This window comes from Dyadobacter koreensis (assembly GCF_900108855.1).
Lineage (GTDB): Bacteria > Bacteroidota > Bacteroidia > Cytophagales > Spirosomataceae > Dyadobacter > Dyadobacter koreensis.
Genome location: NZ_FNXY01000008.1, coordinates 136,587 through 163,125 on the forward strand (window position 1 = coordinate 136,587; position 26,539 = coordinate 163,125).

Annotated in this window: 29 protein-coding genes; 14 read left to right on the top strand and 15 right to left on the bottom strand. The window is 40.2% G+C overall.

All coding sequences use genetic code 11. The annotated features are described in order from the left end of the window. Position 1 precedes the first annotated feature (1 nt). From BMY70_RS23975 to BMY70_RS23995, 5 genes are all read left to right on the top strand, one after another. Positions 2-1,036 carry a PD-(D/E)XK nuclease family protein gene (locus BMY70_RS23975; RefSeq protein WP_090339189.1) on the top strand — a complete coding sequence of 345 codons (1,035 nt, stop codon included), beginning with the start codon at positions 2-4 and terminating at the stop codon, positions 1,034-1,036. 217 nt (positions 1,037-1,253) lie between these two features. After that, positions 1,254-1,847: a riboflavin synthase gene (locus tag BMY70_RS23980; RefSeq protein ID WP_090339195.1), complete on the top strand. Its 594-nt coding sequence runs from the start codon at positions 1,254-1,256 to the stop codon at positions 1,845-1,847. A 69-nt stretch (positions 1,848-1,916) separates the two neighbouring features. Continuing rightward, a complete protein-coding gene (locus BMY70_RS23985; protein ID WP_090339198.1) occupies positions 1,917-2,714 on the top strand; it encodes a PASTA domain-containing protein in 798 nt (265 codons plus the stop codon). Beyond that, on the top strand, positions 2,692-4,566 hold the full coding sequence (locus tag BMY70_RS23990; protein ID WP_090339200.1) for a T9SS type A sorting domain-containing protein: 1,875 nt from the start codon (positions 2,692-2,694) through the stop codon (positions 4,564-4,566). Before BMY70_RS23985 ends, BMY70_RS23990 begins: the two co-directional genes overlap by 23 nt. A 29-nt stretch (positions 4,567-4,595) precedes the next feature. Next, positions 4,596-4,901 (top strand): rhodanese-like domain-containing protein, encoded by a 306-nt coding sequence (locus tag BMY70_RS23995; RefSeq protein ID WP_090339202.1) that lies wholly within the window; start codon positions 4,596-4,598, stop codon positions 4,899-4,901. Between the two features lie 50 nt (positions 4,902-4,951). Here the strand turns inward: BMY70_RS23995 and miaA are convergent, their stop codons facing one another. Further along, entirely contained in the window at positions 4,952-5,872 is a 921-nt protein-coding gene (gene miaA / locus BMY70_RS24000) for a tRNA (adenosine(37)-N6)-dimethylallyltransferase MiaA (protein WP_090339204.1), read from the bottom strand. Positions 5,873-5,922: 50 nt separating this feature from the next. Here miaA and BMY70_RS24005 point away from each other — a divergent pair, with 50 nt between their 5' ends. Together BMY70_RS24005 and BMY70_RS31500 are read left to right on the top strand one after the other, a co-directional pair. Further along, positions 5,923-6,588 (top strand): DUF4230 domain-containing protein, encoded by a 666-nt coding sequence (locus BMY70_RS24005; protein ID WP_310590659.1) that lies wholly within the window; start codon positions 5,923-5,925, stop codon positions 6,586-6,588. Between the two features lie 119 nt (positions 6,589-6,707). Then, positions 6,708-7,307 (top strand): hypothetical protein, encoded by a 600-nt coding sequence (locus BMY70_RS31500; RefSeq protein WP_177197126.1) that lies wholly within the window; start codon positions 6,708-6,710, stop codon positions 7,305-7,307. 193 nt (positions 7,308-7,500) lie between these two features. Here BMY70_RS31500 and porN read toward each other — a convergent pair whose 3' ends face one another. From porN to sucD, 8 genes are all read right to left on the bottom strand, one after another. Then, complete coding sequence (gene porN / locus BMY70_RS24015; RefSeq protein WP_090339821.1) at positions 7,501-8,538, bottom strand: type IX secretion system ring subunit PorN/GldN; 1,038 nt, start codon at positions 8,536-8,538, stop codon at positions 7,501-7,503. A 48-nt stretch (positions 8,539-8,586) separates the two neighbouring features. Then, the gene (porM, locus tag BMY70_RS24020) at positions 8,587-10,179 is read right to left on the bottom strand and encodes a type IX secretion system motor protein PorM/GldM (protein ID WP_090339213.1); all 1,593 of its coding nucleotides are present in this window, start codon (positions 10,177-10,179) and stop codon (positions 8,587-8,589) included. A 93-nt stretch (positions 10,180-10,272) separates the two neighbouring features. Next, positions 10,273-11,088: a type IX secretion system motor protein PorL/GldL gene (gene porL, locus BMY70_RS24025; protein ID WP_090339215.1), complete on the bottom strand. Its 816-nt coding sequence runs from the start codon at positions 11,086-11,088 to the stop codon at positions 10,273-10,275. A gap of 116 nt (positions 11,089-11,204) precedes the next feature. Continuing rightward, entirely contained in the window at positions 11,205-12,275 is a 1,071-nt protein-coding gene (gene porK, locus BMY70_RS24030) for a T9SS ring complex lipoprotein PorK/GldK (RefSeq protein ID WP_090339218.1), read from the bottom strand. Positions 12,276-12,648: 373 nt separating this feature from the next. Continuing rightward, positions 12,649-13,623, bottom strand: coding sequence for a PorP/SprF family type IX secretion system membrane protein (locus tag BMY70_RS24035; RefSeq protein ID WP_177197127.1), 975 nt, complete (start codon positions 13,621-13,623; stop codon positions 12,649-12,651). 135 nt (positions 13,624-13,758) lie between these two features. Then, the gene (locus BMY70_RS24040; protein ID WP_090339219.1) at positions 13,759-14,541 is read right to left on the bottom strand and encodes a uroporphyrinogen-III synthase; all 783 of its coding nucleotides are present in this window, start codon (positions 14,539-14,541) and stop codon (positions 13,759-13,761) included. Between the two features lie 42 nt (positions 14,542-14,583). Beyond that, positions 14,584-15,765, bottom strand: a complete 1,182-nt coding sequence (locus tag BMY70_RS24045) for a DUF4271 domain-containing protein (RefSeq protein ID WP_090339222.1) — start codon at positions 15,763-15,765, stop codon at positions 14,584-14,586. Positions 15,766-15,828: 63 nt separating this feature from the next. Further along, positions 15,829-16,707 carry a succinate--CoA ligase subunit alpha gene (gene sucD, locus BMY70_RS24050; protein WP_090339224.1) on the bottom strand — a complete coding sequence of 293 codons (879 nt, stop codon included), beginning with the start codon at positions 16,705-16,707 and terminating at the stop codon, positions 15,829-15,831. A 103-nt stretch (positions 16,708-16,810) separates the two neighbouring features. Here sucD and BMY70_RS24055 point away from each other — a divergent pair, with 103 nt between their 5' ends. Beyond that, positions 16,811-17,413, top strand: a complete 603-nt coding sequence (locus BMY70_RS24055; RefSeq protein ID WP_090339227.1) for a hypothetical protein — start codon at positions 16,811-16,813, stop codon at positions 17,411-17,413. A 24-nt stretch (positions 17,414-17,437) separates the two neighbouring features. After that, positions 17,438-18,010 carry an azurin gene (gene azu, locus BMY70_RS24060; protein ID WP_229209754.1) on the top strand — a complete coding sequence of 191 codons (573 nt, stop codon included), beginning with the start codon at positions 17,438-17,440 and terminating at the stop codon, positions 18,008-18,010. Positions 18,011-18,088: 78 nt separating this feature from the next. On the opposite strand, the gene BMY70_RS24065 is transcribed toward azu, so the two are convergent. Beyond that, positions 18,089-18,634 carry a TlpA family protein disulfide reductase gene (locus tag BMY70_RS24065; RefSeq protein ID WP_090339230.1) on the bottom strand — a complete coding sequence of 182 codons (546 nt, stop codon included), beginning with the start codon at positions 18,632-18,634 and terminating at the stop codon, positions 18,089-18,091. 201 nt (positions 18,635-18,835) lie between these two features. Here BMY70_RS24065 and BMY70_RS24070 point away from each other — a divergent pair, with 201 nt between their 5' ends. Further along, positions 18,836-20,182, top strand: a complete 1,347-nt coding sequence (locus BMY70_RS24070; RefSeq protein WP_143072157.1) for a tetratricopeptide repeat protein — start codon at positions 18,836-18,838, stop codon at positions 20,180-20,182. A 66-nt stretch (positions 20,183-20,248) separates the two neighbouring features. On the opposite strand, the gene BMY70_RS24075 is transcribed toward BMY70_RS24070, so the two are convergent. From BMY70_RS24075 to BMY70_RS24085, 3 genes are read right to left on the bottom strand one after another with little or no spacing between them, the layout of a single operon-like run. Beyond that, entirely contained in the window at positions 20,249-20,959 is a 711-nt protein-coding gene (locus tag BMY70_RS24075) for a superoxide dismutase (protein WP_090339233.1), read from the bottom strand. A 26-nt stretch (positions 20,960-20,985) separates the two neighbouring features. Beyond that, on the bottom strand, positions 20,986-21,600 hold the full coding sequence (recR, locus tag BMY70_RS24080; RefSeq protein WP_090339236.1) for a recombination mediator RecR: 615 nt from the start codon (positions 21,598-21,600) through the stop codon (positions 20,986-20,988). Positions 21,601-21,635: 35 nt separating this feature from the next. Next, on the bottom strand, positions 21,636-21,911 hold the full coding sequence (locus BMY70_RS24085) for an ATP-dependent Clp protease adaptor ClpS (protein WP_090339239.1): 276 nt from the start codon (positions 21,909-21,911) through the stop codon (positions 21,636-21,638). A 107-nt stretch (positions 21,912-22,018) separates the two neighbouring features. Here BMY70_RS24085 and BMY70_RS24090 point away from each other — a divergent pair, with 107 nt between their 5' ends. The 4 genes from BMY70_RS24090 (at position 22,019) to BMY70_RS24105 (ending at position 25,542) form a co-directional block, all read left to right on the top strand. Further along, positions 22,019-23,476 (top strand): sodium:solute symporter, encoded by a 1,458-nt coding sequence (locus BMY70_RS24090; RefSeq protein ID WP_090339240.1) that lies wholly within the window; start codon positions 22,019-22,021, stop codon positions 23,474-23,476. Between the two features lie 90 nt (positions 23,477-23,566). After that, entirely contained in the window at positions 23,567-24,055 is a 489-nt protein-coding gene (locus tag BMY70_RS24095) for a GtrA family protein (protein WP_090339241.1), read from the top strand. A 270-nt stretch (positions 24,056-24,325) separates the two neighbouring features. Beyond that, entirely contained in the window at positions 24,326-24,904 is a 579-nt protein-coding gene (locus BMY70_RS24100) for a hypothetical protein (protein WP_090339242.1), read from the top strand. A gap of 239 nt (positions 24,905-25,143) precedes the next feature. Next, complete coding sequence (locus tag BMY70_RS24105) at positions 25,144-25,542, top strand: hypothetical protein (RefSeq protein ID WP_090339244.1); 399 nt, start codon at positions 25,144-25,146, stop codon at positions 25,540-25,542. 72 nt (positions 25,543-25,614) lie between these two features. Here BMY70_RS24105 and BMY70_RS24110 read toward each other — a convergent pair whose 3' ends face one another. Both BMY70_RS24110 and BMY70_RS24115 read right to left on the bottom strand, forming a co-directional pair. After that, positions 25,615-25,980 (bottom strand): MGMT family protein, encoded by a 366-nt coding sequence (locus BMY70_RS24110; RefSeq protein ID WP_090339246.1) that lies wholly within the window; start codon positions 25,978-25,980, stop codon positions 25,615-25,617. After that, entirely contained in the window at positions 25,937-26,533 is a 597-nt protein-coding gene (locus BMY70_RS24115) for a DUF3109 family protein (protein WP_090339249.1), read from the bottom strand. Before BMY70_RS24115 ends, BMY70_RS24110 begins: the two co-directional genes overlap by 44 nt. Positions 26,534-26,539: the final 6 nt, after the last annotated feature.

Consider the following 26,539-nt stretch of genomic DNA (forward strand, 5'->3'; position numbering starts at 1 on the left):
AGTGGAAGAAATAAACAAGAGAAGTATATTTCAACAATATCTTATAAATAGATTAGGATTCTTAGATGATGACTTTCTATTGATGTATATGACATTTCGGCTTTTTCACTCAAAAAGTGGATATATTATTGATTCCCTATTATATGAATATAATTTAAAAAGGAGTCTTGAAGTCGAGCTTAAACCCTTTGCTACGAAATATATTTCGGCAACGGACTTATCAAATTTTACTTATTGTAAAGCAAGTTTTGCAATTTCTAAAACTTATTATCTACCAAAAAATGAATCAGCAATTAAAGGAACTGAACAACATGAGATTAGCCCTATTATTTCAACATTTAAATATTCAAACACTAAAAGTGGTGAATTGAATGAACGCTCCATTTTAGATCAGTTTATTAAACAACAGAATATGTTTTTTTTTGAGGATCTAAAAAAATCCGCAATGGTATTTAGTGGTCATTACAAAGATGGTAAAGGCGAAGAAAAAATATACTTTAAGAGCTCCAAGGGGAATTATGTAGGACAACCTGACTATATTTTCTTAAGTGAAAATGATAAATATTTTGTAGTCGAAGAAAAATTCCAGTATCAGTGCGATGATGATGAGGATGATCCAACTTCATTTCATCTAAATCACATTAATCAAACAGTGTCTTATTTACATGGTATATCTGATTTTGACATTCAATATGGATATCTTGTATACTGGAAATACAACTTTTATGGTGATGGAAGCATAAATATACATGCGTGCTATGTTAAAAAAATAATAAAATCTTCGGTAACTCGATCTCATATTACATCAGTATTTGAGGAGTTAAGAAAATTCTTAATATCAGGAATTACTGATTTTGATGTGTCCAAGAGGAATGCGAATAAATGTGCCAATTGTGTAGTTAGTGCATATTGTGGTCATAAAACTGGAAATTTCGACAATCTTGAAGTCCCATATTCTAAGAAGTTTTGGAAATTAAAATATATCCCCTTTCCCAAAGAATTAAGACCTCCTGAAATCGGTACAAAGTCAGGATAGCTAATTCTTTTAGTAAAGGTTTATCCTACTATGCTTAAAGTGATACTATTTTATTAGTTTTAATTTTATACAATTCTTCTAAGTTTCTAACACTTATTCCATCTAAAAACGATTAAAAGACATTCACAAACTAAATAATACCAATCAGCAAGTCCACCTAAAAAAGGTCTCCAAAGAAGTTGTACATTTACGTTGAAAATTAATTCATTTTAGCAGAATGTTTACAGGAATTGTTGAAACCATAGGAGAGGTTCTAAAAGTTGAAACGGAAGGCACTAACAAAACTTTCACATTACGTTCAACCTTGACTCCTGAATTGAAAATCGATCAGAGCCTGAATCATAATGGCGTTTGTCTAACAGTCGTATCCATTAAAGAAGATACATACCAGGTGACGGCGATCGAGGAAACTTTAAACAAAACAAATCTGGGTCAGCTAAAAGAAGGGAGCAAAGCAAATCTTGAAAGGTGTATGCCAGCGAATGGCCGTTTTGACGGACACATTGTTCAAGGGCATGTGGATCAAACGGCAATATGCAAGCGTGTTGAAGAGCGCGATGGCAGCTGGCTTTTTGATTTTGAATATGACGCGTCACTGGGAAATATGACTGTCGAAAAAGGATCGATTTGCATTAATGGCGTCAGCTTAACAGTTTTTAATTCTGAGGCTAATTCATTTCGGGTGGCCATTATTCCCTATACTTATTCTTTTACCAATTTTCATCAGTTGCAGGAAGGTGACACGGTCAATCTTGAATTTGATATTCTTGGAAAATATATCAAACGAATTCTCGGTTCATATACCGTTTAGGGTGTTTGCATCTTGAAATATTCCTTCTATTTTTACCGTTTTTAGAAAGTTACCGCATCATGTTTTTCCATGGCAAAAATTAGCACACAATCCCGCAAGGATCTTTTCGTACATATAGGCATTGTAGTATCACTTATACTGGTATTTTTTCTTGGCTTTTTCTTCATTTATCTTCCATTCACAACAAATCACGGAGAAGCGATCACTGTGCCGGATCTGCGTAAAAAAAATCTGAGTGAAATTGAAGATTTTCTGGATAGTCGTGATCTTCGATATGAAGTGGATTCAACTTATGTTGCCAATATTCCTCCGTTGACTGTTATTCAACAATATCCGAAACCCGGTGCAAAAGTTAAGGAAGGAAGAAAAATATATATTACCGTTGTCGCTTTGACAGCACCGCTTATTAAAATGCCGAAGCTGACAGATATGACGCACAGAAGTGCGCAGATGCAGCTTAAAAGTCTGGGTCTTGAAGAAGGAACAATTTCTTATGTGCCGGATATGGCGCAAAATGCCGTTTTAAGACAAATGTATAAAGGCGTTGAAATTTTACCCGGCCAGCCTATCGCCAAAGGGTCAAAAATCGATCTTGAACTGGGCGAAGGCTTGGGTTCTGCCCAGTTTGAATTACCTTCTGTTATTGGAATGCCATTGGACGAAGCCAAAGTCCAGATCGTTGGAGCAGGATTAAAAGTTGGTCAGGTCATGGAAATCACGGCGGAAGAAGGCCAGATTCCCGGTACGGTGGCAAAACAAAATCCTGAAGGAGGCGGTAAAGTTCGAATCGGCGATGTAATTGACCTCTGGGTAATTCCGGCAGGCGCGGAACCAAATGCCACAAATGGAGAAAGCACACAACCATAAAGCAATTTTCGAAGAAACTTTTAAATATTGGATAATCACATTTTGGATACTGGCGACCGTTCAGTTCAATAATGTGTATGGGCAATTAAGGCTTGTCCCGATTAGTCAAAATCCAAATCCGGAATCAACAACTCAACAGTCGGCAAGGATGCAGGCTTCTATAAATCTGCCGTTTTTTGACGACTTTTCAACCACCGCTTCCTCGCGTCCCGATCCTGCTTTCTGGATGTCAGGGAGTGGTGTTTACGTCAATAATACGCTGGCAACCACGCATCCGTCTGTCAATATGGCCACTTTTGATGGGTTAAATTCAAGTGGCGTGCCCTATAATTATACCAATCAACTTTCTCAGGGAAATACTGATACACTAACCTCGGTTGCGATTAATCTCGGGGGATTGACGCCAGGCGATTCTGTTTATTTGAGCTTTTACTGGCTTGCAAAGGGGCTCGGAGAATTTCCGGATGAAAATGATACTTTGCGTCTCGAATTTCTAAACCAGAACAAACAATGGGTTTCGGTATGGCAGCAAAACGGAATGGTTTACGATTCCTTATTCAAACAGGAATTCATTCCTGTAAGAAATGCTGCGTTTCTGCATGCAGATTTCCAATTTCGATTTCGGGCTTATGGCAGGCTTTCCGGCGCTTACGATACCTGGCATCTGGATTATCTTTATCTGAATAAGGGCAGATCGATCAATGACCGGTTTATCAAAGACATTGCTGTTCGAAAACCGTTGACGCCCTTTCTGAAAAAATATACTTCAATGCCCTTGAAGCAATTTTGGGTGAATCCAAGACAGGCAACGGCTGATTCTGTCGGGACAGATATTCTGAATTTATTCAATAATTTTAATTTTACAACGTATACATTTACGGTTAAGGATGAACTTACCGGGAAGCAATTTCAAAATTATAACGGTTCGGCATCTGTTTTTATAGGCGGAAGTCAGACTCAGAAAAAGTCGATTGCGCTTAATCAGATCGCGGAAGACAAATCGCTGAAAGCTTTAAAGCTGCGTTATAAATTCAATCTGATTACAACGGACGATCAAAATCCGACGATTCCATCTGTGAATCTTCGAAGAAATGATACAATCAGCGCGCGCGCTGATTTAAGTGATTATTACGCGTACGACGACGGAGGTGCAGAATATGGTGTTCAGATTAACCAGCGGCTTGCACGTGCTGTTGTCAGGTTTGCACTTTCAAAACCCGATACGCTGGCTGGCATACGGATGTCTATCGTTCCTTTTAATAAAGATATTTCAGGACAATCATTCACATTGCAAGTTTGGAACAATAAAAATGGGAAACCTGATCAGCTAGTCGTTCAAAAAGCAGTGGCCGCCAGATATCCTGCCAGTCGGGACAGTTTGGTTCAGTATGCATTTGATAATCCGGTTGCAGTAGCCGATACTTTTTACGTAGGATGGCTGCAAATCAATGAAGAGCCTTTGAGTATAGGTTTTGACCGCAATTCTTTATTAGGCAGGAATGAGGTATTTTTTAATTTAGGTACTGAATGGGTAAAAGACACCGGATTAAATGGTAGCATAATGCTGCGTCCTTATATGGGCGGGAAAGCAGCTGGTGTGGTTACAGGGACTGAGGAATTTGAAAAAGATGCTTACTTCTTTCCCAATCCGAACAACGGCGTCTTAAATTGGAAAAATAAGCAGATAAGGAAAATAGATATTTTCTCTATAACGGGAGCTCTTGCTCAGACGCTTACGCCTCAAAGCGGAACATTGTCTGTAACGATCCGTGATTTACCGGACGGAATGTATTTATTAAAAGCTTCTGATGGGAAACGATCTTTTGTGCAAAAAATGTTGATAGTAAAATAGATTTTAAGAAGTATTATAACAAAATTATTATGGATATCACAGTAGAGGAATTAAAAGAACGTTTGGACAACGGTGAAGAATTGAATTTCTACGACGTGCGTGAAGAACATGAGTTTGAAGAAGATAATCTGGGAGCAATTTTGATTCCTTTGGCCGAATTGCCTGATCATGTGGCGGAGCTGGAGCCTTTGAAGGATTCTGAAATAATAATCCATTGCCGTTCTGGTGCAAGAAGCGGAAAAGCGGCTAAATATCTGGAATCACTGGGTTTCACAAATGTGCGTAACGTTTTGGGAGGAATTCTTGCTTACAGAGAGTTAGAAGAAGAAGCATAAATTAAGCCGATCCAGCCGAAGCCGGTCTAATCCGGATCTTACTACAAGATCTAGATTAAACCGGCTTCTGTCTTAATGAAATTTAATATTTCGTCAAATTGATCCGGACGAAACCAGTTGAAGTCGCCCTGATGGCGAAACCAGGTTAGTTGCCTTTTTGCATATCTTCTTGAATTTTGCTTTAAAAGGCGAATCATTTCCTTCTCATCATATAAACCATCCAGATGGGCATATACTTCTTTATAACCGACGGTCTGCAAAGCGTGGCAATCCCGAAATTGGATAACACTTTTTGCTTCTTCAACCAATCCCTCTTTTAACATTAGATCCATTCGCAGATCTATGCGTTCATACAATTCTTTCCGGTCGCGGTCAAGGGCGATCAGAATCTGTCTGAATGGGCGCTGCTGGATATTTTTTTGCTGATATTGAGAAATGGGAACTCCGGTTGTTTTGAAAACTTCCAGGGCGCGAACAACACGCTGAGGATTATGAATTTCTTTTGTAGCTCCAAAATCCGGATCTATTGCAGTAATTTCTTCTTGTAAAACTTCGAGGCCTTCGTTTTCCAGACGCATGGTTAATGCCTCCCGAAGACCTTCGAGAGGTGCTGGTAACGCATCCAGTCCCTCGCAAACAGCTTTAACGTATAAGCCTGAACCGCCTGTCATCAAAACAAAATTATGACTCTTGAACAGCTCGTCCAGTTTGCTGAGCGCGTCTCGTTCAAAATCACCGGCGCTATACGATTCGGTTATGGAATGGGAATTGATAAAATGATGAGGTGCTGCACTCAATTCCTGTTCGTTTGGCTTTGCCGTACCAATCGATAATTCCCGGAATATTTGTCGTGAGTCAGCGGAGATAATTTCAGTCTCCAATGCCTGGGCGAGCCTGATCGAAAGTTCAGTTTTTCCCACCGCAGTGGGACCGGCAACGGTAATTAGGTATTTTGCCTGGCTGTTTGGCATTCTGGACTTTTTATGTGATTTTAGTAAACACAAAAATACACATCATGGAAATGAGCACACTACTTTTTTTTATTTTATCCGTTATGCTGGGAGGAAGCCTTGGGGCGGGCGCCTATTATTTCTGGTCGCGGCGGCTTGGCAGCAATTCGGAACCGCAACGGGAAGCTACAATTTTACTGGAAAGAATTGAGAAGGTTTTTAAGGTAGTTATGGCAGAGGGCTACTTCACAGAAATTTATAATTATCAGCATGACAAGAACATCTGGAATTTGATTAAGGACAAAAAGAAGGCATTAATAATTGCGAAAGCCAAGGTGCTGGTTGGATATGATTTTGGAAAACTTCGTTATCATATCGAGGGATTGGAGAAAAAAATGGTCATTGATTATTTTCCGGAGCCAGAAGTTCTTTCAATGGATACGGATTACAAATTTTACGATATTGAGCAGGGCTGGCTTAACAGATTTCAAAGCGACGATTATACTTCAATTTTAAATGAAGCAAAGCAGACGATGAATGAAAAGGCGTTGCAAAGTGATCTTCCACGCATTGCGACCAATCAGGTTCAATTGATGATGTTCCAGCTTGCTGCAACAATGAACTGGAAAATAGATATGCAGTTACCAGAGTCAAACAAGGATATTCTGGATGAATATACAGCATATAAACCGATCGACGCTGGAATAGATTCTTTGAACAAGAAGTCTGATAGCTGAGTTGATTCTTCTGATAAAATATTATGTTACAAATTCATCACTTTACCATTTTGTAGCGTATACCTAATAAATTCAATCTTTACTTAATAACTATTACTCATTCTTAAACTTTTACTTTTATGTACAAAAAATTATTATTGGTGGTTTGCGTATGCTTCATGGCATTTTTGGCAGGTTGTAAAGGTGATGATGGGGCGGTAGGACCACAAGGAGAAAAGGGGGAAACAGGAGCAACAGGTCCTGCCGGACCCGCAGGTGAAGGAGGATCAGCTTCTGCATTTATTTTAACAACTGGTGCAGTTTCAGGGACCGGAACCAATGGAGACCTTTCTTTCGTGCTGGCAGAAAACCTTTCCGCAGCTGATCAGGCAGCATATGATAGTAGCCTGGTTGTGATGGTTTATGGAAAATCACTTGGTGTGTGGTGGCCACTTCCGGGTATAATTCAATTCGAAGGCTCTACCGTAAGCAATTTTACGTTTGTGCATGGGGTTGACCAGGCCACTTTCTTTCTCGACATCTTGACAACTGGTTGGTCTGAGGATACAGATACAGCACCAACGAGAAACTTTGATGATATACGAATCGTGTTGATGCCTGCTTCAAGTGGAGCAAGACTTTCAGCGGACGTTAATTGGAAAAGTTATGAAGAGACAATTTCAGCACTTGGCTTAAATGATAGCGTCGCTAAGAAAACAATTCTGTACAAAAAGAAGTAAACTTTTGTGGAAATTTGAAAGTCCCGTTCCAAATGATCGGGACTTTTAGTTGTCCGGTACTGATTTTGTCCTGGGTTATCGTTTCAGCTCGCGATTATATAACTTCTATATTGAAAATTTTATATCTGGCTAGAATAACAAAAACGGAGACGCTAAACTGGCATCTCCGTTTTTGTTGTAAAAGAATCGGGAATTAATATTCCCAAAGACCATGTTCAAGTTCCATCAACTCCTGTTCGTAGTTCAAAGACTTGATAAGAGCTTCTTTATCTCCTTTGTAGATGTCAATAAACGATTTGTCAGCGGCATTAGAGTATTTTGTAATACGTCCGTAGAACAAGCGTAAATCGAAGGCATCTGCAAGGTTTTTATTTTGAGCTGTGTTTTTATTATTGTACCAGATGTACTTTTTAGGATCACTTCTGAAAAGACGTTCAACATCTTTGTAACGGAACGAAGCGATGGGTAATTCAAGACCTGTCGCTGCGTTCATGTCCGAAGGAATCAGCAATGTGATTGCCTGAATGTCCATATACAAACGAGAACGTTTTTTGTCAAAAGTCCAGTCTTCCTTAACCTCCATCAAATTAATTTGATCCGGGAAAAACTCTTCCTCAGTCGCCATCGTTGCAGCTACCTGGAAAGTATCAACCGGTGCTGCGGCAACAACCGGTGGCTCTTCTTTTATAGCCTTACCCTTTGCTCCTTTTTTCTTTGGCTTGGGTGCTCCCCAGCCATCGTCTTCCACCGCAGCTTTTTTAGCAGGTGCTCCCCATCCATCGTCAGCCGCCACAGCTTTTTCAGTCGGTTTAGCGTCTACCTTTGGTTTATCATCCCATCCACCGCCGTTAGTAGCTGGTTTACCAAAACCAGCGGCAATTTCCTCAGCAGACAAACCCGCTGTCTGATTTGGTATAAGCAGTTTTTTATGGATCAGATCACTCGATAGTTTAGTAGTACAAGAATCGTTTGTGTAAGCGTCAATAAGACCAGCTTTTGCCGCTTCCAATAGATATCTTGTGATCTCGTTGTTTTTAGAGAACATAGAAGAGTTTTGTTTCTCCTTAAGATCCACTCGTCTCCATAACGTTCTTTTCATCATTACGTCACCATCACTGATTGGATGTGACGAAAATTGGTTCGCGGTAGAGTCTTCCTTCTCCTGAGCAAATACCATGGTGGACCCCATTGTAAGGGACAGAATTGACCATGCAATTGTTTTTCCGTTCATTCTTCTCATTGCTTATATTTTTATCCTATCCAATCAGCAATACCATGATTAGTTAAGCGGAACAGATCTGATTAGCTGACCCATTTCAACTTCGCTAACATTTCCCTTGAAATTTTGACGTTCTACTTTTAATACTTCAATCACATAACGATCACCAGGCTCAGCTTGTTGTGCCAGTGAAGAAATAGAGCCTCCTCCATTTAAACTGACCGGATTTCCAATACGTCTTGCACCTCTTGCCAATGAAACCTGAATCGAAGAAACGCGAAAACGAGCGTCTTCCGGAGAAAATGTTTTAAAACTTTCATCAGGTAATGCTACCACCTGAACGCTACGTGCTGCACTTGCTGCGATACCACGACGTTCATCCAGTGCAGTTCCATTAACACGAATCTCAATAGTTGGCTTCGGTACAAGTCTTACCCGGAAAGGTTCAGTTCCAAGAACGTTACCCTGGTTACTAACTGTCAGGTTAAGCTGAGCTCTGTTTGGTACAATCGTAAATTTACCTTTCTGGCCGCTGTTGATAATTTCTCCACCGTCAGTTGAGAAACTTGGAGCCCAAAGGGCACCTAACGCAGGGCTTTGGATACTCAGCTTATTCGCGCAACCCAAATACAAGGGAGGTAAAGTTCCTGTTTCAATTTGATAAGTAGGCTTAACGACGAAATATTCCTGCCTAAGGTTAACGGTAGTATCACGTCCTGATGGAGTAGGGAAGGAGATTGATCCGGATAATTCACGACGAGCAATACCTTCTGCATTATATCCACCACCTTGCGCAGTAAATTCAATTTTACCAACACCATTTTCAACCTTAACTCCGGCGCCGTTCAAACTCATACGAGGCGTTATTCCACTAGCGGAAGCAGCGATAAACATATCTCCTTTGAATTTTGTACCAGCGACAACAGTTTTGGCATCAGCACTGATCATGGCCAAAACGCGGTCAAACTTGATATCAGCAGCTCCAACTTTACTCGCAAGAAAGCTCAAAACTTCACTTTCCATTCTGCGAATATCAGTTTGTTTCTGGCTTAGTACTGCCAATGCAGCGGCAACCGGTGTTTGAGCAAAGTTCAATTCAGCAAAATCCTTGTTTTTCTGATCAACACTTGTTTTCGTAATCGGATCGTCCTTACCATCCAAAGCAAGTGACTGGAATTTGGTCGGAGTCAACTGGCTCAATTGACCCGTGTAGTTATCCAGGCTTTGTTTCAATTTGTAAGCCTTTCCGTTTTTTTGTCCACCGATCATCAATTCTGCAACCTTACCTTCTTCCTGTGGATTTTTGATACCTCCTTGTTCATTCAATCCTCCACCAGCATTGGTAATGATCTCCTGTTTCAGACTGTTTATTTCATTAATTATATTAGCCGAATTTTTCCGTACTTCATCAGCTTGATTCAAGACAGCAACGTCGGCTCCGCGATTTCCTGCTTTTTCAACTGCTGCCTTAATTTTTAGTACGGTCTCCTGGTTTATTTTATTGGCTGCTCCGGAAGAAAGTTCCAAAGAATTGTTCAGTAGCATGAATTTTTCTATAATGGCTGAACTTACCTGCAATGCGAGCATTGCTGTAAGAACCAGATACATCATTCCAATCATCTTCTGACGGGGTGTTTCTTTTCCACCTGCCATATTGTTCAGTAATCAGTTATCAGTGATTAAATAGTTTAGATAACAAACAAGATGTGCCTTTCGGGTTTACAACTCAGTTTGTCTGGATGAATATTATGCATTACCGCGCATTGCAGTCAGCATATTACCATAAATACTGTTTAGTGAAGAGATATTTGTAGTCAATTTCGACATCTCATTTTTAAACACCTGTGATTCTTTGGTAGCATCAGCCATATTTTCCATCGCAGCAGTCAAGTTGCCATAGAATGCATTCATCGCTTTAAGATGTTTTGTTGTGTCCTGAAGTTCAAGTTCATAAACAGCGTTCAAAGCACCCATGTTTTTAGTGATTTGCTGAAACTGGTCACGGTATGACTGTGCATCTTTTGTAGCATCGGCCATAGAAGTCATTGCCGTTATTGCAACGCCATAAGACTTATTCATATCGTTCATGGCAAGAGAAGCTGACTTTACGTTTTTAGCGTAGTCATTTGTAGCTACTGTTGCGTCAGTCAAATCGGTGATTTTACCAACTGTTTCTGAAAGATTTCTAAATCCTTTTCCTAAGCTGTCAAATACATCCGGTGATATTTTCGCATTATCAAGCATGTTATCCAATTTGGCAGTAATGCCGCTTCCTGTTGCAGTAGTTCCTCGCGTGATCGCAGGACCATTGTAATCATCAGCAAGCTCTGGATAAACACGTGTCCAATCAGGATCTGAATTAGTTGATTGTGTTAGAGTTTGTAGTGCGTATAATAAGAAAATACCAACTTCTGTTCCTAAACCCAGCGTAAGCATTTCACTACCTCCATCCCAGTGTTGGATTTTAAATAAAGCTCCCAAAATAACAACTGCAGCACCCGCGCTGTATATTGTTGGTACTAGTTTATCCCATAAAAAACTAGATCCGTTACTCTTAGCCATACGAATTGAAATCGGTTATAGTGAATAGTGATTATTGAAATTTGTTGAATTGTTTAAAACGATGACGCAAAGAAAGTGCAGCCTGAATCAGCTGCAACTTCTTTGCGTAAGATTTTTTAACGACGTGCACGTCCACCGGCACGGCCATTTACGTTATCCATCACACAACGGAAGCCGATAAATGCTCTGCGTTCTGTTTCGTACTCGAATGTACGTGTACCTGTTTGTAAGAAGTATGCAACATCTTTCCATGATCCGCCTTTTACAACTTTACGAGGCTCGTCAGGATTATCGTATCTCGGGTTCATATCCCATACAATAGCCGTTGCGTTATCGGTGAATGCATCGAGCGTCCACTCTGCAACGTTTCCGGCCATATTGTACAAACCGAAATCGTTGGGATTGTAAGCATTAGCCGGACCAGTGTAAGGATACCCGTCCGCGTCATAGTTTCCACGCTGCGGTTTGAAGTTTGCCAGGAAGCAACCTTTTGTGTTCATCGTGTATGGATTACCCCATGGATATTTTGCTACTGCACGGCCTCCACGCGCTGCCCATTCCCACTCAGCTTCACTAGGAAGACGGAAGCCAGTTGAGTTGAACATCCCTTCTTTGTTCTGAAAATCGTGATAAAGGTTTGTACGCCATTTAGCAAAGTATTGAGCGCCTAACCAACTTACACCTACAACAGGATAAGTATCAAAACCTGGATGCTGATAGTAATATTCTACAAATGGATCTCCGTTAGAATAAGCAAAATCTTTTTTCCATGCCGTAGTATCAGGATAATACTTTGTCATGATCTCTTCTTCACCCAGTACGGAAACTGAGTCTACAAGAAGGGCATTTACGAATTGACGATATTCATTGTTTGTGATCTCGGTGTCGTCCATAAAGAAGGAACTGATAGTCACGCGTCTGTTCATGTTGTTCATAGATGAAGCAATGTCTTCATCCGCCTGTCCCATTGTAAATGAACCCGAAGGTATCATTACCATTCCGGCAGGTGTTGTTTGTTTAAAGCCTTTACGCGCGGTCGCCGTAATTTCCCCGTTCGAAATACCGACGTCTTCTTTTCCTCCCTTGCCAAATTTATTTTTGATAAATCCGCAACTTTGCATCAGCATAAGAGCAGCTATCAAAAGCAAACTTTTGACTCCATCCCGATAGATCACTTTAACATTCATAGTGGTTTTGATATTTGAAAGAATAAATGTTAGCCTAAAAACGTCAATCGATTAATATATAGTATACTTAAAATAAAAACAAAAGTAACGGGCATTTCAAATGAATCCTACGGGAGGCAGAAATGCTTCCCTGTACATCTGAGATTACATCATTCATTTTATTCGACTTAACGTAAGAATGCCAGTTGTTGGTATAACACTCAAAAATTTTACAAATATAAATCAAAGTTTTGCAAACTGAACGACATGTGTCTGACCGTATTTTTAAAAACCTGATAAAATAAAACCTAATTTCCAGGTCAAATTGCAATGTTTTGCTTTTTGATTGGATATTATGTTGATTGTCTGTTGCGTCTAAAACTCACTATTTTTACTAAAATCTAAAACGAGGAGTTCTGATAATGGTTTTCTTTCCAAATTGTGGAGAAGGTAGTGCATAGGATAACATTACTTCAAAAGAAGAAGGGGATTTTACTTTATTTCCGCCGATAACCATATCATAGGCGCCAGATAATCTCAAGGATTGATCCGGCAACAGGTAAATTCCTCCCATAACGATGAAATAAGTATCCTGCTGTCTGTAAGTTGCCCCTGCCCAATATCTTTTATTAAACGTTACGGTTGCTCCACCTTCAAGGGAGACAGTGGTAATATCGGATTTAACCAAAACGATAGGTTGAACGTCTAATAAATACCCGACTTCTATATTGACTCCCGCATTTAAATATACGGTCTTAGGCAGCGGATTTGTGGCGTTTTCAGACCCGAGCTGATATTTTGGTTCTAACAAATGATTTAAAGAAGCACCTACATAGAAGGCGTCGCTGACATAACGAGCCCCCACAGCGAAATCCGGATTTATTTCTGAAATAGTACCTGTTTGTATTAAGGGATCATCAGGATCACGGGCCCTCAATTTTCCATAGTCAAGTGACTGACGGAAAAGTCCGGCGCTTGCACCAATATGTAAATTGCCGCCCGCAAGGGGAAAATGATAAGATGCTGAAAGTTTAAAATCCTGATCGTTACGCGGACCACTCTTGTCATTCAGCGCATAAAAGCCGATACCGAAATTTTTAATCGGCATACTGAACGAAAACATTTGGGTAGACAGTGCGCCGCCGTCGTCTTCATTTGTTGCCTGGTAGCCGGCATATTGTGATCGGTGCGTCAGGCTGAACTTAGTTAGTCCGTCAGCACCGGCAGCGGCTGGGTTAAGGTAAAGCTGATTTAACGAAAATAAACTGAACTGAGCATCTTTTTGAGCAAATGCACCAGGAGATATAAATAATATTATACCTACTAAACAGCCCCATTGTATGTTACGGTAGATAAACGTTAAGGTCATGCGTATAGATTTTGTTTATAAGAACACTTGAGTGCTTCAGAGGTTTATTTCAATAACGCATATTCAGGAAAAAAATTGACATAATAATAAAAAAGGCCGGGAAATTTTCCCGGCCTTTCTACTACGTAAAATATGTTATATATTATTGGCTTTACGAATATATAATTCCAAAGCACCAGTCATTGACGGAGCGTTTGGTAAAGGTGCTTGAATATCAAGAATTAAACCTGCATCCTCAACGGCCTTTGCAGTTGTTGGGCCAAAAGCAGCAATGCGTGTAACATTCTGTTTGAAATCCGGGAAATTGTCGAACAAAGACTTTATTCCTGACGGACTAAAGAATGCAATGATATCATAATAGACGTCTTCCAGATCAGAAAGATCGGATGAAACGGTCTGATACATAGTGGCTTCGGTGAATTGAAACTCTTCTGTATCTGCAAACTCAGGAATTTCATTTTTACGCACGTCTGAGCATGGATACAAGAATTTTTCCTTCTTGTGTTTACGGATGAGCTCAATCAGCTCTACCGCTGTCTTGGTACCTGCAAAAATCTTGCGTTTCCTGATTACGATATACTTCTGCAGATAGTTCGCTGTCTGTTCTGATATACAGAAATATTTCATGGTAGCAGGAACCTCCACGCGCCCTTCGGCGCAGATCCTGAAGAAATGGTCAATAGCATTACGACTGGTGAAAATCACTGCCGTGTGATCCAGGATATTAATCTTTTGTTTACGAAACTCCTTATAAGAGATTCCGTCTATCTGGATAAATGGCCGAAAATCCACTTTGATACCATACTTCTTAGCTATTTCAAAATAAGGGGAATTTTCGTCGGCCGGCCTTGATTGGCTTACCAGAATGCTGGTAACCTTTTTGAGCCGATCCTGATCAAATTTGATGGTCTCACTCATGTATAATTCTCATTAGTTTAATTTCAAAATGATCCCTGAAACTTACATAGCGAACTTTATGCCGATAATCAACGGGATTATTTCGATGACGCAAAGGTACGAAAATAAATAGAGATTAATAAATGAAGTTGGAGGCTTGCTTACGATATACAGCGTAATGAACCGAATTCCATAAAAAATCAGGAAGGGGAACATGATGTATGGACGGAGTGGAATAAGCCATCTGGCATTGTCTATGCTTAGCATAAAAACAAGAAGAAACAATGCAATATAAAAGTAGTATGAGGATTGTATTATTTTTAGGAACAGTGTGTCAACAAGTTTATCGAGATTTAGCATTTGTCCCACCAAAACCATAAAAATAAACTTGCCGTAAGTCAGTAAAAAAAAGATTAGGGAAAGCATTAAAAAATCTATCAGATACTGAATTGTGTTGGTTTCTTCTGATAAAATTGTGGAGACAGAGAATAGATTTACTTTGTTGTGCGAAAAAAACATTAGTACAAAACCCATCAGCATTGAGACTGTAATGACAAGAAATATGACATTATTGCTGTATGGTTTATTCAATTTCGAGAGCTGCTCTCTCGGGTCATTATTGAAAAATTCCAGCGGGTTGATCACACGTGAGAAAGCCATTGGATTCAGGTTGAAAATCCAAACATTCAGGATAAGAATGATCAGCATTGCCAGAATAGAAAAATTACTAAAAGGCGAAAAATTTATTGGCTTTATATTGATAAGTGTTGAAGCAGTCTTTTCAAGCGAGCCGACATAATCCTGTTGTTTTTTATTACATATCAGTACGCTTTTATCTTCAATACCTGCGTTGCCATAAACCGAGAGTAACAATTCTTCCTTTTTATAGATACGGAAAAGGCTGTCGATATTCAATTCGAGCCATTCGTCTTTAAGCAGTTTTTTCTGTAAAGCACCTTCCAGGAACAAGTAACTTTCATTCTCTGCCTTTACTAATAAAAAATACCGGCGATTCTTTAAGAGATCGACATACAAACTGACGGATCGTGTGCCTTCATTAATGCCTTTGGAAAATGGCACATAATTCTTGTACTGGTTACTGTAAACGAGCCAGTCATTCTGATAATCATAAACAGGGAAAAACTGCTCAGGTGGCAAAGCCTTCTCGGCTCCCCTGGCAGCGGTGCCGGCGAAAAGCAATGCCGTAATGACGACAAGGAAAAGCAGTGAATGAATTGACTTCATTGCTACAAGAAAGGGCGGGGTTTCCCCAGCCCTTTCATAAAATATTATATTGTGATACTGTTATTATTTTCTTCCCAAAGCCAAAAGCATAGTTTCACCGATCAGGGCAGGTGATTCTGCAACAAAGATACCGGATTCTTCCATGATACGTATTTTGGCCTCGGCAGTATCGTCAGCTCCACCGATGATCGCACCAGCGTGGCCCATACGACGTCCTTTCGGAGCAGTTTTACCAGCAATAAATCCTACAACAGGTTTTAGGTTGCCAGTCGATTTGATATAATTTGCAGCATCAGCTTCCATGCTTCCGCCGATTTCACCGATCATGACAATAGCCTCTGTTTCAGGGTCATTCATAAGTAATTCAACAGCTTCCTTGGTAGTAGTTCCAATAATCGGATCACCACCGATACCGATTGCTGTTGTTTGTCCAAGGCCGGCACGTGTAAGCTGATCAACGGCTTCATAAGTCAATGTTCCGGATTTTGAAACAATACCGACAGTTCCTTTTTTGAAGATAAAGCCTGGCATGATACCCACTTTACATTCCTCAGCAGTGATAATACCCGGACAGTTAGGACCAATCAGACGGACATTTTTACCCTGGATATACTGTTTCGCCTGCATCATATCCTTCGTAGGAATACCTTCAGTTATACAAACGATTACGCCAATACCTGCGTCAGCAGCTTCCATAATAGCATCAGCGGCAAAAGCCGGCGGCACGAAAATGATTGCTACGTCAGCGCCTGTAGAACGAACAGACTGTTCTACTGTATTGAACACAGGTCTGTCAAGGTGGAAAAGTCCTCCTTTGCCTGGCGTTACACCGCCGACTACATTAGTTCCGTACTCGATCATTTGCTGGGCATGAAAAGAACCCTCAGAACCCGTAAATCCCTGAACTATAATCTTAGAATTTTTATTAACTAAAACGCTCATGTTGGTAAATCAGTTTTTTTGGTAAAAGTAGCTCGAAAAGGACGAAGTAGCAAAATGAAACTATAATTTGTAAATTGCTTTATCGATAATATTAAAATCGCCCATGAATATACTGACGAATTCCCATATCTTTTCGAACCTTGTCTTAAGTACAGCAGCCGCCTTTGTTTTTTTGAAATATTTTAAGTCGCAGTCTTTAAACAGCAGGTTATTATGGGGCATTTTTTTATTAAGTATATCGATTAATGCAGGTGTGGAATTGATTGTATTTGCGGGCTGGGAAAAGTTGGAATTCCTGCATTCTGTAACGCAATCAGCTGAAATGACATTAGGTGCTGTCTGCCTTGTCGTTGCTTCGTACAGTTTGATTATGAGATATCCGATTAGCAATCTGGTGTTGGTTTCCACTATTTCGATTGGCCTGCTTCTTTTTGCCAGTATTCTTTTTTACAAAGTGGAGTATGTAGCGATGATTATCCAGCCCTTTTGTATTATCGTAACCTTGTGTACTTCCTGCCTTGGACTTGCATATCGATACAAGAGCGCTTTATGGGTCGTTTTTGCAATGACGCTTCTGGCAGTTGCCGCTAAGGCACAGAACATTCCGCTCCCTATGCACCCGCTTGATCTCAATCATTATATCGTCGTTCTATCCCTCATATGTGTCGGGAAAGCAGTTAAAGACCAGTACAAAATCCTTTTCTGACATTTTATATTCAAACAATTGTTAATGGATTGTTTTTTTATTGTTCCATATACTAACTTGCGCCAGTTAATTTTCAACAATAAAGTTTATCCATATCCTAATATGAAAATGATTAAGTCCAGCGTATTGCTTCTTGCCGCAGTTATGGCTTTTGGAGCCGTTTCTGTCAGCCCGTTACAGGCAAAATCACTTGGTACTTCGGAAGTACGCGATGTTAAGCAGGCAAAAGCTATCGTTATTAAAGGTAGCGATGCTATGCAGTTTGATGTGAAGGAAATTAAAGTTAAAGCAGGACAAAAAGTTAAACTTACTCTGACGCACTCTGGTAAACTTGCCAAAGCTGCTATGGGACACAATTTCGTATTGCTAAAAACAGGAACTGATATTGCTGCATTTGCTTCAAAAGCTGCTGCTGCAAGAGAAACTGAATATATTCCTAAGTCGGAAGAAGCCAGCATCATCGCTCACACTAAATTAGTTGGCGGCGGCGAAAGCGATACAATTGAATTTACTGCTCCTAAAAAAGGAACATATACTTATATCTGCAGCTTCCCAGGTCACTATGCGTTGATGAAAGGAACTTTCATCGTAGAATAGTCCTTACAATATTATCGTAAAAAAACGAGGCCCGGTAACTTCCGGACCTCGTTTTTTTTTGTATTGCAACGGCTTCTTTTAAATGTCGGCCAGTTGTTTTTCAATCAGGTCGATTACCTCCGGGCGATCCCATTGTGAAGCTCCGATTTCCTGTGCAAGAACTTTTCCATTGTAGATAATATAAGTTCTTGGAATGGCGTTTCCATCCAATGCTGCCGGATATGTACCGGCGTATTGGTAAAACGGAAGCTCATACCCTTTGCGCGCAATGAACGGATTTACAGTCTCTGCATCTTCATCTGAAACGATGTAAAAGGCAATCTTTTCGTTGTTTTTATATTGATTGAATAATCTCTGAATTCCAGGCATTTCCATATTACATGGTCCGCACCAGGTTGCCCAGACATTCAGGAATACCAGTTTGTTTTTATCCATCGAGACCGGATTTCCTTTCAGGTCAGCCAGCGATGAAAGGTATACTGAAGTATTGTCCTGTTCGTCCTTGACGGCATTTCCCGTCTCTGACGGCAACTCGTCCTTGGGAGCAAACAGGGCAAAGTAAATAGCAATAAATGCAAGTATCGACAACCCGAAAATTAATAGTTTTTTTGGCGTACTACCCATGGTGAATGGTGGTAATGGTTTAAAATAGCGAGCGTTAGAAAAAATTCTATTTGTAAAAGTAAGAATATTATAACAGATACTAATTCTACATTAACCTGTCTAAAAAATACTGTGCCCATTTGTGGTGCTCAGTCGGAATTTGAATACTTTTATGCGATTAATGATTAAATCAAATCCTTCGTATTGAAAAACTATACATTCATGAACCTTAGACTTTTATCTATTCCATTTTTAATTGCGATTTTATTCTTACCCCTTTTCAGTTTTGGACAACGCTCAGCTGCGGAATATTTTGAAGAAGGTAACACAAAAGCCAGGGCCAGTGATTTTGCAGGTGCCTTGCAGGCCTACAGTGTAGTGATCTCGATTAACGCTGATCACGCTCCCAGTTTTTTCAATCGCGGACTTGCCAAGGCAAACTTAAAAGATCATCGCGGAGCCATTCTGGATTATGACCGTGCCATTGAAATTAATCCCAAAGAGGCACTCTATTACCAGAGCAGAGGCGTCAGCAAGAGTATGCAAGAAGACTACCGCGCGGCAATTCAGGATTACACGCGCGGAATAGAGCTAAATCCGGATGATTCAAAATCTTATTATAACAGGGGCGTAAGTTATGCCAAACTTGACAACCACCGCAGCGCCATGGCAGATCTGGACAAAGCTCTGGTATTGGATCCCAGTGATGTGGCGGCCTATTATGCACGCGGAAACTGTAAACAACATTTACACGAATATGCGGGAAGCCTTTCAGATTTTTCAAAAGTAATTGAAATGAGTCCTAAACGTGCCGGTGCGTATGCAGGGCGGGGGTCAGCAAAAATCGAGTTGAATGATTTTCAGGGAGCTGCCGCAGATTTTACTAGAGCGATAGAACTGAGCCCGAACGAAGCTGCTTATTACGACAAACGAGGTTTTGCGAAAAATAAAATAGAAGATTATAAAGGTGCGATATCTGATTATGATAAAACACTGCAATTGGAACCTGAAAATTATCAGGCATACTATGGAAGAGGTTTTTCTAAGAATAAATTGAATGACCAAAAAGGGGCAATTCTGGATTTGACAAAAGCGATTGAACTAAAAAATACTTATGTGGCAGATCCGAAGAAAATCCAGTATGCCGGTCCTATCAATAAAACAATTCTTGATGAATTAAGAAATCAGGTGAAAGAACACGTTAAAATTGATGACCTCACCACAGAAAGGGCAGAGGCATATTTTATACGGGGAATCAGTAAGTCGAAAAGTGGTGACAGCCGAGGTGCGCTATTGGATATCAGTACAGCGGTCGAATTAAATCCAACCTATGCGGATGCCTATTTTTCACGCGGACTTATCAAATCGTCGATCGGAGATCAAATGGGGGCAGTGCTGGATTTCAGCAGTTCTATTAAATTAAAAACAAACTTTCCGGAAGCTTTTTATCTAAGAGGAATTATCAAACACAGTCTCGGAGAAGTAAATGAAGGCTGTCTTGATCTGAGCAAATCAGGAGAACTAGGGTATATGCCCTCGTACAAAGTGATCAGTACCTATTGCAATTAAGGACTGAGGATAAATACAAAGGGTTGAGAATAGAAAAATGTCTTTATTCTCAACCCTTGATTTATATTATGCTTTTTTCAAATTCTCAGCAACTTTATCCCAGTTTACAACATTCCAGAATGCTGCGATATAATCCGGGCGTTTATTTTGGTAGTGAAGGTAATAGGCATGTTCCCAGACGTCCAGCCCCAAAACGGGCGTTCCTTTAACTTCCGCAATATCCATTAAAGGGTTGTCCTGATTGGCAGTAGAGCTTATTTCTAATTTCCCGCCTTTCGCAGTTAACCACGCCCAGCCAGAGCCAAACCGAGTCGTTGCTGCTTTACCAAATGCCTCTTTAAATTTGTCGAAAGAACCAAACTGTGCATTTATAGCATCCGCAACCGCACCTTTTGGAGCAGCACCTTTTCCTGCACCTAACACTTCCCAGAAAAAAGTATGATTCCAGTGTCCGCCAGCGTTATTGCGTATCGCTGCCGGAGCCTTCCCTGCAACTTTAACTATTTCTTCAAGTGATTTTTTTTCATATTCAGTGCCCTTAATGGCGTCATTCAGATTTTTCACGTAAGCAGCATGATGTTTGCCATAGTGAATTTCCATTGTCAGCTTATCGATACTTGGTTCTAATGCTCCGAAATCATACGGTAGGGGAGCCTGTTTAAAAGGGGCAGTTTCAAGTAATATTCCTGATGTAGTTTCCGCGAATGCATAATCAGCAATTGCACCAACAGCCAAAGTACTTCCGGCCAGGGTGCGCAAAAAATCTGTTCTATTCATAATTCATATGATTTTTAAATAAACAATCAATCGTAAGCCACCCGGCTGACGATACTGCGTCCAAGTGTTATTTCGTCAGCATATTCAAGATCTCCCCCGATCGGGATTCCCCGGGCGATTGTACTAACCTTGACTTCGCTAGGTTTTAGTTTCTTTTGTAAATAAAAAGCAGTCGTGTCACCTTCCATCGTTGGACTCAACGCCAGGATTATTTCCTGGACGCGCTCATCAGCAGGAGCTTCCTCAATTCTTTTCAGCAGAGAATCAATATTCAGATCCGACGGTCCGATCCCTTCAAGAGGCGAAATGATACCTCCTAAGACATGATACAAGCCCTTGAACTGACTCGTAGCTTCGATAGCCAAAACATCGCGTGTGTCCACGACTACACAAATAATGGAGGTGTCTCTTTTTGGATTTTTACAGATGTTGCATAAAGCTTCATCGGAGATATTGTGGCATTTTACACAATAACAAGTCTGAGTGCGCATTTTCAAAAGCGCTTCCGAAAGTCCGCGGGTTTGTTGTTCATCACGTTTGAGCAGGTGTAAAGCCAAACGTAAGGCTGTTTTCTTACCGATTCCTGGAAGTCGGGAAATTTCACTGACTGCATCCTCAATAAGACGGGACGGATAATTCATGTGTAGAAATAAAGTAAGTAACCGGCGGTTTATGATTAATGAATTTCTGCTGAAATACCTCTCCTGCAAATTTCATTCCTCATACCTGTCAGTTCATCAAATTCGCCCTCTTTCACGGAGCATTTACCTTTATAATGAATTATCAGCGTACATTGTTCAGCTTGCTCGCTTGTATGTTTGCAAACTTCTATTAAAGTATCTATAACCCAGTCAAATGTGTTAACGTCATCGTTATAAACCACCAGTTTCTTTATATCGGTTTCTACCGTTTTTTCCAGAATTTCCGTTTCTGTATCTATAAGCACTTGCATAACAACCAAATTTCTGTTTGTTTAGCAAATCTAATCAAAAGTGGAGATTATTCGAAGCCTTTTATTACCTCTTTTAATATTCAAGTTTCCCTAAAACCTGCTGGTGAATGAATCCCTATGTCTCTTTAATAATTCTTGTTGTCTACTTTGCAATGCTCATTACGGTGTCTGTCTACACCTCACGCGGCGCGGATACCAATACATTTTTTACTGCTAATCGTCAGTCTCCCTGGTATTTAGTGGCTTTTGGTATGATCGGTACCTCCTTGTCTGGTGTTACATTTATATCCGTGCCCGGAGCGGTAGCTAACATACAATTTTCGTATTTCCAAGTTGTTATCGGTTACATTTTGGGTTACCTGATTATCGGTACCGTGCTCATGCCGTTGTACTACCGACTTAACCTGATCTCCATTTATTCATATCTGGAACAGCGTTTTGGCTTTTGGTCTTATAAAACTGGATCGGCATTTTTTCTTTTGTCTCGTACTGTCGGCTCTGCCGTTCGTTTATATGTCGCCGCGCAGGTCCTGCAATTGGCTTTGTTTAAACCATTGGGTGTCCCTTTCGAAGTTGCAGTTGCCATTACAATTCTTTTGATCTGGATTTACACTTTCAAAGGTGGGGTAAAAACGATTATCGTTACAGACACGCTGCAAACATTTTTCCTTATTACCGCAGTTATCCTAACCATTGTGCTGGTTTCTCAGGAACTCGATCTTCATGGGATTTCCGATGTGTGGAATACAGTTCAGAACAGTGGCTACTCGAAAATTTTCTACTGGGAAATTAACGATTCCAAAAACTTCTGGAAACAATTTTTTGCAGGAGTCTTCATCGCGATTGTGATGACTGGGATGGATCAGGATCTGATGCAGAAGAATCTCACTTGCAAAAATATTGGGGAAGCGCAAAAGAATATGTTCTGGTTTACCGCAGTTTTGGTCGTTGTGAATTTCTTGTTTTTGTCGCTTGGTGCGTTACTTTACGTATATGCGTCAGCGAAAGGTATCCCGGTAACAGCCAGGACAGATGAATTTTATCCTATGCTAGCTTTGAACCACTTGGGTTTAGCTGTTGGGATCACGTTTTTACTGGGGATTACCGCTGCTACCTACGCGAGTTCCGATTCTGCACTGACAGCACTAACAACTGCTTTTTGCATTGATTTTATGGAAATCGAGAAAAAACCCGAAGCAAAGCGTTCGAGTATCAAGTTCTGGGTGCATATCGGATTCTCCGTTTTGTTTTATATTGTAATCCTTATTTTCAACAGGATGAATAATAAGGAAGTCATTACGGCTATTTTTGACCTGGCGGGTTATACTTACGGGCCGTTGCTAGGGCTCTTTACTTTTGGATTATTCCTGAAACGGCCGGTTTTGGATCGGTGGGTCCCTTTAGTCTGCATTATTGCGCCGATTCTTACATACTATATAAACGACCATTCTGAACAGTGGTTTAATGGTTATAAATTCGGATTTGAAAGATTGATCATCAATGGTCTGATCACCTTCATAGGGCTTTGGCTACTTACAGATTCGAAGGCAAAACGCCTTGCATAGTTATCAACTGCAATTGCTCCTTGTTTTTGGAAGCAATTGCAGTTTAAATAAAGTCTCAAGCCTTTTAGGAGGCTTCCTTATATTAGCCTGATGGAAAATAACTTACTGAACACGAGGGATATCTTTGCCTATTTTCTGGTGGCGGCAACCGGCGCCCTGATCCAGCTGATTATTGGTACACTGGCGCAAGACTGGTTTGCAATTACGTATGTTCAGTCTCTGACTTTGGGTTATTTAGTTGCGTCCGTAGCAGGTTTTTTTCTTACCAAAATTTTTGCCTTTAACACTAAAAACAAATCGAAGAGTCACCGGGAGATGGTGAAGTTCTCGTTAGTTACTGTATTGTCATTTTGTATCACGGTATATGGGTCAGATGCTTTGTATCAACTGACACTGCTGACAGTTGGGCAGTATAAAATAAGAATTCCGTTTTCGATAAAACTGGTGGATGTCAATAAATTATTCAGCCAGCTCGCCTGCATGGGGATCAGTTTTTCAAGCAATTACATCCTGCATAAAAAATTTACTTTTCACGATACGGGTTTTTACGACAGATTGAAAAGTTTGCTTAGCAAATGATTTTTTTATCGTCGTGCGCAAGAATTGAGCCTTGCCAATTTTATGTATCTGTTATCTGTGCCGCTTCCTTCCAAGTTGACTAATCTTCTCTTTAATAGTAACTTTTAGTAGTTAAAATAAGCATTTTTTATCTTGTTTGAATTCTATAATTATTGTAACTTTCTTTCTGTGATCGGTGATTTATTTTACAAAATTTATAAAAAGTTGAATAGCAAATGAAGCGTATCAGAGAACCGTAGCTTAAATATTAACAATTTAAATTTCAAGACTATGAAAGCAATATCATTAGTTCTAATTGGCAGTTTATTTTGCTTTGGGTGTTCGAAAGATCCCAAAGAAGATGAGGCTGCAAAAGCTGCAAATCTTGAGAATGAAAAAAAAGCGATCAACGCGACTATTGAAAAAGAAACTCAGTCCTTTTTCGCCAGAGATTACGAAGCATGGAAATCCAATTATGCCCAAACGGATTATGCGTTTCAGGCATGGAGTAACGACGACGGTACGTTTGATTCCAATGTAGGTTGGACGGATATTAACAAACAGATCGGACGATATATATCCGAGAATCCCGAGCCGCTGTCAAGTCACCCCAAAGTAGAGCGGAAGAATATGATGTATAAGTTTTATGGCGACAACGTTGCTTACCTCACCTGGGACCAATTCAACAGTGATAAACCGGAGAAGAATTTTCACCACAGCAAGGAAGTCAGACTTATGGAAAAGATTGACGGGCAGTGGAAAATTGTCTGCGTTTCTGCTTTTTGGGACTACAAAAATCTAATCCCGGCAAGCAGATTACCTATGATCCAGAAAATTGCAAATGAGAGCAGAGGCAAGAACAAGATTTAAGAGTACGACATACGATAAAAAATGTTCGTTATCGGAAAATTTTGTTCGGTTATGAACAGTTATTTGACGAACGTTGAGTGACTTATTTGGTTCTGAATATTGATTAAATAATTGATAATCAGAAGATTGTTGTTGGCGTATTGCGGTCTGGCACAACGAAATTAAATTTGGCATAAGTATTTTTAGTATAGAATCAACCATGCGATAGGGCATGGCAAAAATCTCTAAAATAATTAGCCATGAAAGTTAAATCAATCTCCAAATTAGTTCTGTCTCTGACGTTAGCTCTGTCAACTTTATCTTTCACGTATGCAAAAGAGGAAGGAACAGAAAAAAAAGAAACGAAAGCTACCGCAGCGTTCGGTGCCTCGCTCTACAAAGTTGCGAACACCAGTAAAGTAAAACTTGCTATTGATAAAATTCCTGACGCAAATGTGAACATCGTTCTGCGTGACAATTTTGGAAAAATTATCTATCACGAAGTATTGAGAAAAAATAGCGATGGTCTTTATCGCAGAGTATTTGATATGGAAGGTATGAACGAAGGAACTTACTATTTCGTTTTGATGGGAAAAAATACAAAGGTCACCAAAACGGTGGAAATCTCATCTACTACGAGTAAGCTGATTGTTTTGTAAAAGAATTTTCACCCTGAACAAAAAACGTCGCTGCCAGAATCCTGACAGCGACGTTTCGTTTATATCTGTGCGTTAAAGCAATTCCTTTTCCGGATCCCAAAATGTTTTTTGCCAATTCTGGACTACGTCATTTTTCACATCTACTCCTTCGCTTTCCAGTCGTTCCTGCATCGCCGTCGGTGTTTCGAAAAGATGTTTTGCACTTAACAACCCGTTTCGGTTAACAACGCGGTGAGCTGGTACATTATGCTGGGTGTAACTGTTTCCCATAGCCCAGCCGACCATCCTTGCGCCTCTTTTGGAACCGAGATAAGCCGCAATTGCTCCATACGATGTTACGCGTCCGGGTGGAATAAGCCTGACTACATCGTACACATTGTCAAAAAAGTCATTCTTAGGATTTGGCTCCCGAATTTTTTCTGGCTTCTTTGCGCTCATCTATTTCTCTTGTTAACTCATTATACCATTTGACTCCATAAGCACGGAGTAATGGTTCTTTAAGAAATTGATAAAGTGGAACTCCCAGTTCTTGTCCGAAACTGCACGCCGGGCTACAAATCTCCCAACGATCGTAATTCAGGGCATGATACTGTTCGTATTTCGTTACCCTTATCGGATACAAATGACAGGAAATCGGTTTTTTATAATCAATTTTTCCGTCGTTGTATGCCTGCTCAATTCCACATTTCAGAATTTTTCGCTCGTCATAAATAGCATATACACACTCCTTTCCGTCGATCACCGGAGTTACATAATCTCCGTCGAAATCGGTTGTGTATGTACCTTCCTCTGCGATAACTTTTTTTCCTGCCTCTGTCAGATAAGGCTCAACCTGGCTGTAAATCCGATCGAGAATTTCCAGCTCTTCCGGATCCAGGGGAGCGCCCGAATCACCTTCCACACAGCATGCACCCTTGCATTTGTCTATGTTGCAGACAAACAACTGGTCCTCAATATCATCGCTGATGCATGTATTATCAATAAGTATCACAGTAAT